Below are 15107 nucleotides of genomic sequence, written 5' to 3'. Positions count from 1 at the left end.
AAATACAAGTAAAGATATCTTTACAAAAAAAGGTAAAAAAAAGAGACATCTAATAAGATGCCTCTTCACCGCTACATAAATCCTAATGCATATACAAGAACATATCCAAGAACCGAAAGACAAACCGAACCAATCAACCCTGCCACGAATGCCTTACTTCCTAATTTACGGAACGTTTTAAACTCTACATTTAAACCGAGTCCTGCCATCGCCATTGCGATCAGCATATAAGCAATGACTACAATATATCCAGCAACAACTTCTGGAATCACACCAAGTGAATGCACCGCGCTCATCGCTAAAAATCCGAAGATGAACCATGGAATTGGGAGATCACGCCAAGAACCCTTTTCTTCGCTTCCTTCGCTCTTACCAAACCATAATCCAATTAAAATCGCTACTGGCACGAGCATCGCAACACGTGTTAATTTTACGATAACCGCGATATCTACAGCCGTGCTACCTCCTGGCGCCGCAGCTGCGATAACGTGAGCAATTTCGTGCAACGTCGCTCCTGAGAACACTCCGTATCCGTATGGCGATAAGCCAAGCACTGGGTATAGCAACGTATAAATAAGTGTAAATATCGTACCTAAAATTGCAATAATCGCTGCCCCGACTGCCGTTTCATCATCCTTCGCTTTTACTTGCGGTGCAATTGCCACAACCGCGGCCGCGCCGCAAATTGCTGTTCCGCACGCTGTTAAAATCCCTAGTTTCTTTTCTACTTTAAATACTTTCGTTAGTCCATATACAACGAAAATAGTAAATGTAATCACAACTGCTGCGATGACCAATACTTTCGGCCCCGCTTTCGCAATATCAACAAGATTTAACCGCATTCCAAGTAAGATAATCCCAAAGCGAAGCAACTTCTTACTTGCAAAGTTCGTTCCTACTATCGCTTCTTGCGGAATTCCGATAGATGCCCGCCAAACCATCCCAATTAGAATAGCAATTACTAATTGCCCCATAATATTTAAAAATGGAAGCTCTGCTAAATATTTCGCGACAATGGCGATTAATAACGTAATCCCAATTCCTTGCGAAAATCCGAAGCCCTTCTTCTTTTGTATAACAAGTGTTTGTTCCACTTTGTACCACCCCAATAATCGTATTGGAACATGCATGTTCTTTCTACTTACATTATAAAAGAGTTTTAATAATAAGTTTAATACCAATATTGAATCTCTATCATCAGAAATACTTATGATAAGATGAAAGAAAGCGAAAGGAGCCTAGCAAATGAACGTAGATATTTTAAAGATTTTCGTTACTGTCGTTGAACAGAAACATTTCTCACGTGCAGCAGAATTATTAAACCTTTCCCAGCCCGGCGTAAGTATGCATATACGCAACTTAGAAAACGAATTTGGAACTACACTTATTCAGCGATCCCCGAAGCACGTCCAAGTTACGGAAGCTGGAAACATATTATACATACATGCCAAGCAAATGCTCTCTCTTTATGAAGATGCTAAGCAGGAAATTAACGAACTACATAACGTTGTAACAGGGACACTTCGCATCGGTGCTAGTTTTACAATTGGTGAATACTTACTTCCGAAAATACTCGCTAACTATGCGAATGAAAATCCACACGTCGAAGTTCATACATTTATCTCAAATACAGAAGAAGTTTTGCAAAGCCTCCGCTCCAATCAAATTGATATCGGCTTAGTGGAAGGGCAAGTCGTATATGCTGACGTGGACGTTGAAACGTTTATGCAAGATGAAATGAAGCTCGTTGTCCCGCCAAACCATCCATTGCTCCATACCGAAGAAGTAAACGCAACTTCTCTTCAAGACCAAGTATGGGTCTTAAGAGAAAGCGGTTCTGGTACACGTGCTTATAGCGATCGTTTTATTCATCAACATCATTTAAAAATGAAACGCTTCTTTACATTTAGTAGCATTCAAAGCGTAAAGGAAGCCGTCGCTGCCGGGCTTGGCATCGCTATCCTTTCTGATTGGACTGTACGGAAAGAGCTACTAGCCAAAGAACTATTCCACGTTGAAGTTCCAAATGAACAACTAATCCGTCCATTCTCCATCGTGCGCGGCAAATATTTTATTCCATCTAAAGCCATTCAAGTATTCTTAGATCATGTAGATTCTTTTGCGAAAAAACAGCATTGACCTTCACATTAGTGTGAAGGTTTACAATACATGTAAAAGGAGTGAAACACATTGCGAATCGGAGAGTTATCAAAAGAAACTGGCGTTAGCGAAAGATCACTAAGACATTATGAAGAAAAGGGATTACTCCCTTCTAAGCGCCTCGCAAATGGCTACCGTGATTTTGATGACAGTTCCATTGAAAAGGTAGAGCTTATCCAAATGTACTTACAGCTTGGCTTAAATTTAGAAGAGACTGCGAGGATGCTGCGCTGCCTTGAAATTGAGCCGCACCTGTACGAAAATCCTTGCAGCAGTATCCTTGCGCTTTACGAAGACAAACTCAATGAAGTAACAAGGCAAATCTCATTACTTTCCAGCATTCAAACGAATTTGCAAAAACACGTTTCACTCCTAAAACAAGCAAAAGAAAAGGAATGATGACATGTTTGTTATACACGGCAGTTCCAGACAAAACGGAAATACAGAAGCTTTAACACATATGATGATTGATGGAATGGAAGCAGAACAAATTTACTTGCGAGACCATACAGTCCATCCTATTACAGATCAACGTCACGATGCAGAAGGATTTCAACCTGTAAATGATGACTACGAGCAGTTAATCGAGCGTATGCTAGAGCACGACACGATTATCTTCGCTACACCGCTATACTGGTACGGAATGAGCGGCCATATGAAAAATTTCGTTGATCGCTGGTCACAAAGCTTGCGCGATACATCTCTTCATTTTAAAGAGAAAATGAAAGGGAAAAAGATGTACGTTGTCATCGTTGGTGGGGATAATCCGAAACTGAAAGCATTGCCGCTTATTACTCAGTTCCAATATATCTTTGACTTTATTGGGTCATCATTTGAAGGGTATATTATCGGGGATGCGAATGGATTGGATGAAATCAAGAATGATGCTGAGGCGCTGGCAAAGGTACAACTGTATAATAACGAATTCAAAATTAACAAACAGAAATCATCACGATGACATCACATCTCTCAACCAAGAATACGAAAAATTATTAGTTCAAATTCAAAAATGTAAAGAAGCGCTCTAACGTCTTCCCTATATATCGACGGGATCTTCCGCATTTCCCAAGAAATATCTAGACTTCGACATAGAATATTGACCAACCTATAATGTTAGACATGAGAACAACAAAAAGCCGTGCATCAGCACGGCTTTTCACTTTATATACGGACAGCAGTACCACTCACCGCAACCATTAGCATTCCTTCGCGAACTACTTCGTAATCCACGTCGATGCCAACAATAGCGTTCGCATTTTTTTGTCTTGCGAGGGTTTTCATTTCTTCCATTGCGATGTCGCGTGCTTCTTTCAATTTGCTTTCGTAAGCGCCGGAACGACCGCCGACAACGTCACGGACAGAAGCGAAAAGGTCACGAACGATATTCGCACCCATAATTGCTTCCCCATTCACGATATCAATATAATCAATAATTTCTTTTCCTTGAATTGTAGAAGTTGTTGTTACAATCATGCTTTGTAGCCTCCCATATAAGATTTCCATCTACTTATATGATGTGCTAATTCAACAGAAATTATATTTACGAACTAAACTGAGCTTCGTATAATCGACTATACCCTCCGCCACGCTCAATTAATTCATCATGTGAACCTTGCTCTGCAATACCGTCTTTATTTACAACGACGATGCGATCTGCATTTTTGATCGTCGCAAGTCTATGAGCAATAACTAATGTTGTACGGCCAACAGCTAGTTCTGCAAGTGATTTTTGAATCGCCAGTTCCGTCTCTGTATCTAATGCAGAAGTTGCTTCATCTAATATTAAAATTGGCGGATTTTTCAAGAACATACGAGCAATTGCGAGACGTTGCTTCTGTCCACCTGAAAGTTTCACGCCGCGCTCACCGATAACTGTATCTAAACCGTCTGACTGTGAGTAAATTAAATCCTCTAACTGGGCTCTCTTTACTGCCTGCCAAATGTCAGCTTCTGACGCTTTTAAATTTCCGTAAGCAATATTTTCACGGATCGTTCCTGAGAATAAGAACACATCCTGTTGTACGATTCCAATTTGTTTACGAAGTGACGATAAAGTCATCTCTTTCGTATCAATACCATCAATTTGGATTGAACCAGACGATTGCTCATAAAATCGTGGTAATAAACTACATAACGTTGTTTTCCCTGCTCCTGATGGTCCAACGAACGCAACTGTTTCACCTGCATGGATTTTCAAACTAATATCATTTAAAATTGGTTCTTTGTTTTCATATCCGAATGTAATGTTGTTATATTGAATATCACCGTGTACATGTTTTACTTCTATCGCATCTTTAGAATCTACAATATCAGGCTCTGTTTCAAGAAGTTCTACATACCTTTTAAAACCTGCGATTCCTTTCGGATAACTTTCAATAACCGCATTAATTTTTTCAATTGGGCGGAAGAAAATATTCGTTAATAAAACGAATCCGATAAATCCACCGTACGTTAATTCACCTTGCAGAACAAACCATGTGCCGCATATTAATACGAAGAGCGTTACGAGACGCATGAGCATGTAACTAATAGATGAGTTGAGTGCCATAATTTTATACGCCATTAATTTCGTTGTACGGAAACGAGCGTTGTTTACAGCAAACTGTTCTTTCTCAAACTTTTCATTTCCGAATGCTTGTACAACGCGAATACCACCGACGTTATTTTCAATACATGCATTGAAATCAGCAACGTCTGAGAATAATCGTCTAAACGTGCCCGTCATTTTTTTATTGAAGTAAAGTGCCAACCATAATAAAAACGGAATTACGAAGAATGTTAGAAGCGCTAACTTCCAGTTGATCATCATCATAAATGAAAATGCCCCAACTAAAGTCATTACAGCGATGAATAAATCTTCTGGTCCGTGGTGAGCAATTTCTCCAATTTCCATTAAATCGTTTGTAAGACGTGAAATTAAATGACCTGTTTTATTATTGTCAAAAAATCTGAATGATAGCTTTTGAATGTGATCAAATAATTTCTGCCTCATATCTGTTTCAATGTTAACGCCAAGCATATGTCCCCAGTATGTAACGACATATTGCAAACCTGCATTTAACATATAAACTGCGAGTAAACCAAAACAAGCCCATAAAATAAGCGTCCAGTTTTGCCCTGGCAATAACTTATCGATAAATTGGTTTACGATAAGCGGGAAGCCAAGTTCTAGCAATCCTGCGATAACTGCGCAAGAAAAGTCGAGTATAAATAAACCTTTGTACGGTTTATAGTAAGAAAAAAATTTCCGAAGCATATTTCCCCTCCATTTTCCAAAATTTAAAAGACTCTCTAAATGATAACCATTATCAAGTGATTATTCAAGTTATTCGTCTATGAAACTAAAAATGAGTTTTTCGATAGTTGTCTTTTTTACTAGAAAATCGATATAGATTTCATTTACTACCAATCCGCCAAAACCAAAAAGGGTGTCACCTAGTGGTGACACCCTCACTTCTATTTACATCGCTTCCGAATCCCACTCATGATCCTGCTGAACAAACACAACACCTAATTCGTGATGTCCCCCGGCATATAATGCTGTTTGAGCAAGGCGAAGCTCGCCATTTGTATCTAATACTTCCAGTTTACAAAATGCTCCTGTCGTCTTCGTTTGAAGCGCATCATAAAATTCCTCTGCACTTCGTGGAATAACTCCATTTACTTTCGTAATAACTTCTCCAGGCAATAACTTCAGCTCTGCTCCAATTGTATTTGGAATTGTATCTAATACGACAAGTCCATCACTACGTGCGGCAAAATAGGCCGGTCTTGTCTCATCCACAATTTTTTCTTGCATCGAGATTGTGAAACGGCCAAGCATTGCGACTCCCATCGCGATAATTGCCAGTACGTGCCACCAGTAACTTGCAATTCCTAAAACGAGCACAAGTCCTGCTAATCCATAGACACGTCTTCCTGTAAATAATAGAGCTTCCGTCGGCTCATAACTTCTAATCTTCCTCATAAATCCAATTAAAAATGGAACGAGGAATAAAGAGTATGTAGTTGAACCTATTGAAACGACAGGCCACCAAGAAATAAATCCTGTCACCGCGTCTCCCGGTATAAGAATAAATACTGGCACAAGCCATAGACGATTCGATTCATGTAGTCCAATTCGTAGCCCACGCTTACCTTTTTTAATTTTTGGCGTAGAATATCGCACTGCATTTTTAGAGATTAATAAGCCCTCTACAACGAGCATAACGCCTAGTAAAATAGCAAGGGATACAATCGTACTCTCTTCCCCTTCTCCAAGCTGTAAGAAGGAAACTGGCACCTTAGACGATAATAACACGAATGCAATAGCGATTCCGAAAGTATACGCTACAGATAAATATCGATACATAGCAGTTAATCCAAATAATAGCGTCCAAAGTAAAATTATCCATAAGCTCGCTTTGGAAACAGTAAGTCCAAGACCAATTGTAATAATAGATACGATTAATCCATACTTAACACCTGCAAATAGCGTTGTTCGCAGTTCAAACCAAATATCATATACTTTAAAAGAAAAATCTTTTCGTTCTCTTAATATACGTAAGTATCCAACAAAGATACTACTAATTAAAAATACATAGACAGCAGGGTGTAAGAAAAAACGTCCAACTGCCCGTAGTATTTCAAAAAGCCATGCCTCCACGAATTCATTCACCACCATTTATATCATTCTTTCTTTTTATCTTATCATAACTAAAGAAACGTTTGTTTAACACATAAAAAAATACAGGCATCAAAATGCCTGTATCCTTTCTTATTTTGCCATTAATTTTAATGCCGTTTGTAATTGTAAATCATTTTCTCCAGAACGAATCTTTTCAATGATTTTATTTTGAATCGCTTCAGCGGTCTTTTTATCGAGTTGTCCCGTTGCTTCCATCTCATTCGCATTTTGGAATGCCTTTAGTGCTGATTCTGTCTCTTTACTAAAGTATCCATCTTCACGACCCGGTACATACCCTAAGCTTTTTAGCATTTCTTGTGCATGTTTTACTTGCACATCATTTGAATTGTATGAAAGTGTTTTTTCAATTTGAATTGGCGTCGCATGATAGTAATCTGGTTGTTTCACTTCTACAGTTGGCTTGATTCCTTTTTTATGAATCCAATTTCCATCTGGAGTTAACCATTTAAACATCGTTAATTTAATGTTACTACCATCTTTAAATGGAACGGCCTGCTGGACAGTCCCTTTCCCAAACGTTGTTTCACCAATTAAATCGTAACCTTCTCCTTCTTTCAGCGCGCCAGCTAAAATTTCCGAAGCAGAGGCACTTCCTTTATCAATTAACACTGAAATTGGATATGGCTTTCTCTCTTTCAGTTCTGTAGAGATTTTCTTTTTCTCGCCATTACGCTGCTCTACTTGTAACATCGGCTTTTTATCCGTCATAATTTCTCCTAGTATTTCTTCTACACTATTTAAATAGCCACCAGGATTACCACGCACATCAATAACTAAGCCTTGTATGTTTTTCTTCTCTAATTCTTTTAACTGATCCTTAAATTCTTTCGCTGTATTTTCAGCAAAAGAAGTAATTTGCATATAACCGATATCTTTTCCGCTTTCTTGCTTCACAGAACTAAACACCGTGAAGATTGGAATTTTTTCACGCTTAATTTTAAATACAATCGGATCAGTTACTCCTGCACGCTTAATTTCAATCGCGACAGTCGTTCCCTTTTTACCACGAATTTTTAATACTGCCTCTTCACGTGATAAGTCTTTCACACTGTTTCCATCTACAGATAAAATTTGGTCATTCGGTTTAATTCCTATCTTTTCTGCTGGTGAACCTTTAATTGGCGATACGATAATAAGCTTACCGTCCGTCTTATTCACCTCAGCCCCAATCCCCTCTAACTCAGGATCAAGCGATTCACTAAACTGTTTGGCTGTTTCTTTATCCATATACGTGGAATAAGGGTCCTTCAGCGTAGACAACATACCTTGTATTGCACCTTCTACTAACTTTTCATCTTTCACGTCTTCCACATAACGTGAATCAATTAGTGCATACGCCTCATTAATTTTTGCCAAATTCCCTTGCGTTGTGCTAGCGTTCCCACTCGAAATTGTTTGCGTTACTTCCGCTGGGTTAACCCCAAATGCAGACATTCCTGCAAACATTCCGCCAGCACCAATTAAAAATGCAACAACCATTCCAATAATTGCAACTCTACGTTTCAATGCGGAATTCCCCTTTCCAAAACACACAGGTGGTGTAGCAAAAGGCATCACACAGCGTGTGATGCCTTTACCTATTTCTACTATATGATAAGCTTGTACGAATTATGTTTGCAACTTTTTATACTTTTAAGAAGCGACGAATTGACATTACACTTCCCCACATACCGATTAATGCACCGATTAACACTAATAAACCAGCTAATTGGAATACGAATGGGTTGTATGGTAGAAGCTCGAAAATTGTTCCGCCAAGTTTTTCATTAAACACACCTTGCAATGAATTATACATAACTAAGATTATGCCAATTGGAATAATTGATCCTAATACTCCTAGGAATAATCCTTCTAACAAGAATGGCCAACGAATAAACCAGTTTGTTGCACCAACAAGTTTCATAATTTCAATCTCAGTACTACGAGCATAAATTGTAATTTTAATTGTGTTAGAGATTAAGAACATCGCTGTGAATAGAAGACCAGCAATTAACAGAATCCCGATGTTACGACCAGTTTTTACAGTATCAAATAATTTTTCAACTTGACCTTTGCCGTATTGAACATTACTTACAAACTGCATCTTCTCAATCTTCTTCGCGATTGTCGCTGTATCTGTTGGTTCTTTCGCCTTTACAACAAATACATCTTTCAGTGGGTTATCTTGCTCGAATAACTCGAACGTTTTTCCACTATCGCCTAAGCTTTTAATTAAACGTTTCAATTCTTCTTCTTTAGAAGAATATTTAATAGAATCTACTTTCGCAATCTTACTCATATCTTCTTCTAATTTCTTTTGATCAGCTTCTTTTGCTGCTGGATCAATATGCACACGAATTTCCACATCTTGCTCTACTTTCGTCGCAAAATGATTCATATTCATAATAGCTGTTAAAAAGACACCTACAAGTAATAATGTAACCGTTACTGCACTAACAGAAGCAAACGTCATCCATCCGTTACGGGATAGATTCTTTACACCTTCTCGCAAATGTCGACTAAGGGTCTTAGTCTTCATATCCGTATCCTCCCTCAATCTCGTCTCGAACAATTTTTCCGCCTTCAATCGCGATTACACGATGACGAATTGTGTTTACGATATCTGAGTTATGCGTCGCCATAACAATCGTTGTACCACGCTCATTAATGCGCGTAAAAATCTTCATAATATCAAGAGCCGTTTCAATATCTAAGTTACCCGTTGGCTCATCGGCAATTACAACCTTTGGTCTATTTACAATCGCTCTCGCAATAGCCACACGTTGTTGCTCTCCGCCTGAAAGTTCACCTGGAAGTGCATCTGCACGATCTTCAAGACCTACAAGACCTAACACTTCTGTCACACGTTCACGAATTGCTTCTTTCTCTTCTTCAATTACTTCTAAGGCAAACGCAACATTCTCATATACCGTTAATTTAGGTAGTAATTTAAAATCTTGGAAGATTACACCTAATTGACGACGGAAATATGGAACATCTCTTTCTGCCAATGTTTCAATTACAAGTCCATTTACATTAATTGATCCTGTAGATGGCTTCTCTTCACGATACATCATTTTAATAAATGTAGATTTTCCGGCTCCACTCGGTCCAACTACATATACGAATTCACCTTGCTTAATGTTAACTGTGAGACCAGCAATGGCTTTCATACCATTTGGGTACTCCTTATAAACATTCGTCATTTTTATCATTATTTATCACCCAATACTTAATGATTTTTTTTCGAAATACTTTTCTGTGCATTTGAAAATAAAACAAAAACTTTTATTCTCTGTGTACCATTCTTGTTGAAGGCAGCTTCCTTACATGCCTTTTATTAGCACCGCTGCTCTATGTAATATATTTCATCAAAATTCTACAAACCCCATTGTAACATCAATCGGTTTCCAATTCGGATACAGTTTTGTTACAGTTATGTTACATCCTCTAAAAAGGGAAACGAGCTGCTGTAATTTATTAACCCGAAATGCTTTTCAGGCAAATTATACATTCAGCTCGTTTATTAAACATTTTCTTATTTATGTTCAGCTAACCATTCAGCTACTTTTTTCGCGTCCTCACCTTGAATAAGTCCTGGTGACATTGAACCGCGGCCTTTTTTAATAATTTCTTCGATATCTGCAGCATCGTACTTACCGCCTACTTTTCTTAAATCAGGTCCAGTTGCCCCCGATAAATCTTTCGCGTGACATCCAGCACAACTTCTTTGGAAAATTTGTTCTGCGCTATCTGTACTTGCAGATTGTTTAGAAGGCTTACTCTCTTCCTTATTTCCGCATGCTCCTAAAGCAAAAACGACTGATGTCCCTAACGCAATAGCCAACAATTTCTTTTTCACTTCTATCGCTCCCCATTGTGGATATTATTTTCATTCCTAACACACTCATTTTTCATTATAAGCATTATCTTTATATAGAAAAACTAAGGTATATGTCATATTCGTCAAAAATGTAGTGAGAACCCTGATAAAACAAAGCTTCCATAAATTGTTTCAATTCTGTGAACATCATAGAAACTTCAACAAAGTACCTTTTCCCAGAAATCAAACTAGAAAAATTCAGCATAAATTCCTACTCTATTCCTGCCCTATTTTACTATTCTCTACTTTTTACAAAACAATATACAACATTATATTCTACATATAATCCCACCAAAAAGAGAAGTTGTCGTTTCCAACTTCTCTTCCTCTTCACTTCATCTATATAAACAAAATAAAACGCTGTATACCCTCTATTTCCTCAGCATGAGCCAACAACTTTGTTGGCTTTTTCTATTATTAAATGCGAGAACGTAAGTAAGCATCAATAAATGGATCAATTTCTCCATCCATTACCGCTTGTACGTTACCAACCTCTGTATTTGTACGGTGGTCTTTTACAAGAGAATATGGGTGGAATACGTAAGAACGGATTTGGCTACCCCATCCAATTTCTTTTTGCTCTCCACGAATCTCATCTAATTGTGCTTGTTGTTCTTCTAATTTCTTTTGGTACAGTTTCGCTTTTAACATTTTCATCGCATGCTCACGGTTTTTAATTTGAGAACGTTCTGACTGACACGTAACAACCGTATTTGTCGGTGTATGCGTAATACGAACTGCTGAATCCGTCGTATTAACGTGCTGCCCACCAGCTCCACTTGCACGGTACGTATCAATTTTCAAGTCTTCTGTACGCACTTCAATTTCAACTTCATCATTGAACTCAGGTACAACTTCACAAGAAACGAACGATGTATGACGACGGCCTGAAGAATCGAATGGTGAAATACGTACAAGACGGTGTACACCCTTCTCTGCTTTTAAGTAACCGTAAGCGTTATGACCTTTAATTAATAAAGTAACACTCTTAATACCTGCTTCGTCACCTGGTAAATAGTCAACCGTTTCTACTTTAAAGCCGCGCTTTTCAGCCCAACGTGTGTACATACGTAATAACATAGAACCCCAGTCTTGTGACTCTGTTCCACCTGCACCTGGATGTAATTCTAAAATCGCATTATTTTTATCATAAGGATCACTTAATAGTAACTGAAGCTCATATTCATTCATTTCTTGAATTAGGCCTTTTACTTCTGATTCTAATTCTACATGTAAATCTTCATCATACTCTTCTTTTAAAAGTTCGTGCGTTATTTCTAAGTTTTCGAACGTCTCGTCTAACTGACGGAACTTTCCAACCATATCTTTTAACGCATTTGCTTCGTTAATTACAGATTGAGCGCCTTGTTGGTCATCCCAAAATCCTGCACCCATCATCGTTTCTTCTAATTCTGCGATTTGTTTTTCTTTAGCAGGAAGGTCAAAGAGACCCCCTAAAAGCCGCTAATCTCTTAGCCATTTTCTCTAATTCTTGTCTAATTTCTACTAATTCCATTTCCTTCACCTCTATGTAATTGCTGTTACTTTCGTATGAAAACAAGGGAAACTCTCTCCACTTATTCCGGAGAGAGTTTAATCCTTCTTAATTATACATTTTTGATGTAAAAATTTGCAAAGCGGTCTAAACAAACTATCTTTTCGTATTACTTCCCAATACCACAACAGTTTTTATATTTTTTACCGCTACCGCATTTACATAAATCGTTGCGGCCCATTTGGTCACCTTTTACAACCGGTTTTTTCTTTGCCTCTTCGCCATCACTAGATGGGTGAACAGCTTCACCTTGAACAACTTCTTGACGCTCTAAGTTTTGTTCAATTTCAGCTTTCATAATGTAACGAGAGATTTCCTCTTCAATAGAAGCAATCATTGACTCGAACATTGCGAACCCTTCCATCTGATACTCACGAAGTGGATCGATTTGACCGTAAGCGCGTAAATGGATACCTTCACGAAGGTGATCCATCGCATCAATATGCTCTGTCCATTTCGTATCTACAACACGGAATACAACAACCTTTTCGAATTCACGCGTCTGCTCTTCAGGTAGAAGTTTTTCTCTTTCGTTATAACGCTCTAATAATTTCGCGATGATTGATTCGCTCATTTCTTCTGGAGCAAGGCGACGTAACTCTTCTTCTTTTACATCTCCTTCTTGCAGAAGGTTTGTATTTAAGTAATCGACAAGACCTTTAATGTTCCAATCTTCTTCGATTTCTTCTTGCGTATGAAGTGCAACAGCACGTTCTATCGTAGATTTCATCATACCTTCAATAATGCTGCGTAAGTTCTCAGACTCCATTACTTCTTGACGCTGTTTATAAATAACTTCACGTTGCTGACGAAGTACATCATCGTACTGTAGTAACTGCTTACGCGCATCATAGTTATTTCCTTCTACACGTTTTTGCGCAGATTCTACCGCACGAGAAACCATTTTACTTTCGATTGGCTGTGAATCATCCATACCAAGACGATCCATCATCGATTTCATATTATCTGAACCGAAGCGGCGCATTAATTCATCTTCCATTGACAAGTAGAATTGAGTCACACCAGGATCCCCTTGACGACCAGCACGACCACGTAACTGATTATCAATACGACGACTTTCGTGACGCTCTGTACCGATAACTGCTAGACCAATGTTTTTAATATCGTCCCCAAGCTTAATATCCGTACCACGACCAGCCATATTCGTCGCAATTGTTACAGCGCCTTTCATACCAGCTTCTGCAATGATATCTGCTTCACGCGCATGGTTTTTTGCGTTTAAGATGTTATGACGTACACCTTTACGTGTTAACATTTTTGAAATAAGCTCTGACGTTTCAATTGCAACTGTACCAACAAGAATTGGTTGCCCTTGTTTATGACGATTTACAATATCCTCAACAACTGCATTAAATTTACCTTCCATTGATTTGAAGATTAAATCCGCACGGTCATCACGAATAATATCTTTATTCGTTGGAATTACGATAACATTCATATTGTAAATACTACGGAATTCTTCTTCTTCCGTTTTCGCTGTACCAGTCATACCAGATAACTTTTCGTACATACGGAAGTAGTTCTGGAACGTAATTGTTGCAAGCGTCATACTTTCATTTTGAATTTCTACGCCTTCTTTCGCTTCAATAGCTTGGTGTAAACCTTCGCTATAACGACGACCTTTCATAAGACGACCAGTGAATTGGTCTACAATTACGATTTCGCCTTCTTGTACAACATAATCTGTATCAAGGTGCATAACAACATGCGCACGAAGTGCCTGATTAATATGGTGAAGAAGTGCTACATGTTTTAAATCGAATAAATTTTCAATATGGAAAGCTTTCTCCGCTTTCGTAATACCATCTTCTGTTAACATTACATTTTTCGTCTTCACATCAAATGAATACTCTTTTTCATTTTCTAACGTACGAACAAATGCATTCGCAAACATGTATAGCTCTGCTGATTTTTGAGCTTGTCCAGAAATAATAAGCGGCGTACGTGCTTCATCGACTAAAATAGAATCGACTTCATCGATAATAGCAAAATGAAGTGGACGTTGAACGCGCTGCTCTTTATATAAAACCATGTTGTCACGTAAGTAATCGAATCCAAGCTCATTATTAGTGCTATACGTAATATCAGCACCATAAGCAGCTTGTTTCTCTTCGCGCGACATATGGTTTAAGTTAATTCCTACCGTTAAGCCTAGGAACTCATGAAGTTGTCCCATTTCGCTCGCATCACGTTGTGCTAAGTATTCATTGACTGTAACAACGTGAACACCTTTTCCTGTTAAAGCATTTAAGTATACAGGTAATGTCGATGTTAACGTTTTACCTTCACCCGTTTTCATCTCAGAAATATTACCTTCATGTAAGGCGATACCACCCATTAACTGTACTCCATACGGACGCATTCCAAGAACACGAGTCGCAGCTTCACGAACAACCGCAAAAGCTTCAGGAAGTAGATCATCTACTGTCTCACCTTTTGTTAGACGTTCTTTAAATTCAAGCGTCTTTCCTTTTAATTGTTCATCAGTTAGTGGCTTAATAGATGATTCTAATGCATCAATCTGTTCAACTGTCTTCTGCATACGTTTAATTTGACGTTGATTTACATCAAACACCTTTTTTAAAATACCGATCATAGGAAATACGCTCCTCTTTTTATTAAAATAAAACTTCCGATTGTTTTTCTTTTTCTCTATTACAATCAGTCGTTATAAAATCAAATATATGTTATGCCAATTTTTCTCCTAATTAAAAAAACTAAAATGTATATACCTAAGGATAATTGTAACACTTGTCTTATAACTATGACAACAATCGTCCAAATGTCTAGCCTTATATTCAGAAAAAGTTTTTATTTCATTT

13 protein-coding genes and 1 pseudogene are annotated in these 15107 nt (G+C 38.1%); 4 read left to right on the top strand and 10 right to left on the bottom strand.

The features are described 5' to 3' along the window. Positions 1-71: 71 nt before the first annotated feature. Positions 72-1094: a YeiH family protein gene (locus tag COC96_RS23660; protein ID WP_141436382.1), complete on the bottom strand. Its 1023-nt coding sequence runs from the start codon at positions 1092-1094 to the stop codon at positions 72-74. Between the two features lie 151 nt (positions 1095-1245). On the opposite strand from COC96_RS23660, the gene COC96_RS23655 reads away from it, so the two are divergent. The 4 genes and pseudogenes from COC96_RS23655 to COC96_RS28605 form a co-directional block, all read left to right on the top strand. Further along, positions 1246-2139, top strand: coding sequence for a LysR family transcriptional regulator (locus tag COC96_RS23655; protein ID WP_097904143.1), 894 nt, complete (start codon positions 1246-1248; stop codon positions 2137-2139). A 51-nt stretch (positions 2140-2190) separates the two neighbouring features. After that, positions 2191-2559 (top strand): MerR family transcriptional regulator, encoded by a 369-nt coding sequence (locus COC96_RS23650; RefSeq protein ID WP_098268261.1) that lies wholly within the window; start codon positions 2191-2193, stop codon positions 2557-2559. A 4-nt stretch (positions 2560-2563) separates the two neighbouring features. After that, positions 2564-3118, top strand: a complete 555-nt coding sequence (locus COC96_RS23645; RefSeq protein ID WP_098268260.1) for a flavodoxin family protein — start codon at positions 2564-2566, stop codon at positions 3116-3118. Continuing rightward, a pseudogene (locus tag COC96_RS28605) lies at positions 3105-3188 on the top strand (macrolide transporter); the annotation flags it as partial. The gene COC96_RS23645 and the pseudogene COC96_RS28605, both read left to right, overlap by 14 nt. A gap of 133 nt (positions 3189-3321) precedes the next feature. Here COC96_RS28605 and COC96_RS23640 read toward each other — a convergent pair. From COC96_RS23640 to secA, 9 genes are all read right to left on the bottom strand, one after another. Continuing rightward, a complete protein-coding gene (locus COC96_RS23640) occupies positions 3322-3633 on the bottom strand; it encodes a YbjQ family protein (protein WP_000637520.1) in 312 nt (103 codons plus the stop codon). 67 nt (positions 3634-3700) lie between these two features. Beyond that, positions 3701-5416 carry an ABC transporter ATP-binding protein gene (locus COC96_RS23635; protein WP_098268259.1) on the bottom strand — a complete coding sequence of 572 codons (1716 nt, stop codon included), beginning with the start codon at positions 5414-5416 and terminating at the stop codon, positions 3701-3703. 204 nt (positions 5417-5620) lie between these two features. Then, positions 5621-6805 (bottom strand): PDZ domain-containing protein, encoded by a 1185-nt coding sequence (locus COC96_RS23630; RefSeq protein ID WP_176538779.1) that lies wholly within the window; start codon positions 6803-6805, stop codon positions 5621-5623. Positions 6806-6916: 111 nt separating this feature from the next. Next, positions 6917-8353 carry a S41 family peptidase gene (locus COC96_RS23625; RefSeq protein WP_098268257.1) on the bottom strand — a complete coding sequence of 479 codons (1437 nt, stop codon included), beginning with the start codon at positions 8351-8353 and terminating at the stop codon, positions 6917-6919. A 118-nt stretch (positions 8354-8471) separates the two neighbouring features. Beyond that, positions 8472-9365 carry a permease-like cell division protein FtsX gene (gene ftsX / locus COC96_RS23620; protein ID WP_098268256.1) on the bottom strand — a complete coding sequence of 298 codons (894 nt, stop codon included), beginning with the start codon at positions 9363-9365 and terminating at the stop codon, positions 8472-8474. Next, positions 9355-10041, bottom strand: coding sequence for a cell division ATP-binding protein FtsE (ftsE, locus tag COC96_RS23615; RefSeq protein ID WP_000594324.1), 687 nt, complete (start codon positions 10039-10041; stop codon positions 9355-9357). Before ftsE ends, ftsX begins: the two co-directional genes overlap by 11 nt. Before the next feature lie 323 nt (positions 10042-10364). Beyond that, on the bottom strand, positions 10365-10688 hold the full coding sequence (cccB, locus tag COC96_RS23610) for a cytochrome c551 (RefSeq protein WP_097904135.1): 324 nt from the start codon (positions 10686-10688) through the stop codon (positions 10365-10367). A 438-nt stretch (positions 10689-11126) separates the two neighbouring features. After that, positions 11127-12225, bottom strand: a protein-coding gene (prfB, locus tag COC96_RS23605; protein ID WP_098268255.1) for a peptide chain release factor 2 whose coding sequence is annotated in 2 segments (ribosomal slippage) — positions 11127-12152 and positions 12154-12225 — 1098 coding nt in all. Because the reading frame shifts where the segments join, the coding sequence is not laid out codon by codon here. Between the two features lie 148 nt (positions 12226-12373). Beyond that, entirely contained in the window at positions 12374-14881 is a 2508-nt protein-coding gene (secA, locus tag COC96_RS23600) for a preprotein translocase subunit SecA (RefSeq protein ID WP_098268254.1), read from the bottom strand. Between the last annotated feature and the right edge of the window lie 226 nt (positions 14882-15107).

It is taken from the genome of Bacillus cereus (genome assembly GCF_002577405.1).
GTDB lineage: Bacteria > Bacillota > Bacilli > Bacillales > Bacillaceae_G > Bacillus_A > Bacillus_A cereus_AU.
The sequence above is the reverse complement of the archived record's forward strand: the minus strand, read 5'-3'. Positions and strand labels throughout refer to the sequence as shown.

Coding starts and splice junctions, on each gene's coding strand:
- COC96_RS23655 (WP_097904143.1), top strand. CDS start 1,246: ATGAACGTAGATATTTTAAAGATTTTCGTTACTGTCGTTGAACAGAAA.
- COC96_RS23645 (WP_098268260.1), top strand. CDS start 2,564: ATGTTTGTTATACACGGCAGTTCCAGACAAAACGGAAATACAGAAGCT.
- COC96_RS23640 (WP_000637520.1), bottom strand. CDS start 3,633: ATGATTGTAACAACAACTTCTACAATTCAAGGAAAAGAAATTATTGAT.
- COC96_RS23635 (WP_098268259.1), bottom strand. CDS start 5,416: ATGCTTCGGAAATTTTTTTCTTACTATAAACCGTACAAAGGTTTATTT.
- ftsX (WP_098268256.1), bottom strand. CDS start 9,365: ATGAAGACTAAGACCCTTAGTCGACATTTGCGAGAAGGTGTAAAGAAT.
- ftsE (WP_000594324.1), bottom strand. CDS start 10,041: ATGATAAAAATGACGAATGTTTATAAGGAGTACCCAAATGGTATGAAA.
- secA (WP_098268254.1), bottom strand. CDS start 14,881: ATGATCGGTATTTTAAAAAAGGTGTTTGATGTAAATCAACGTCAAATT.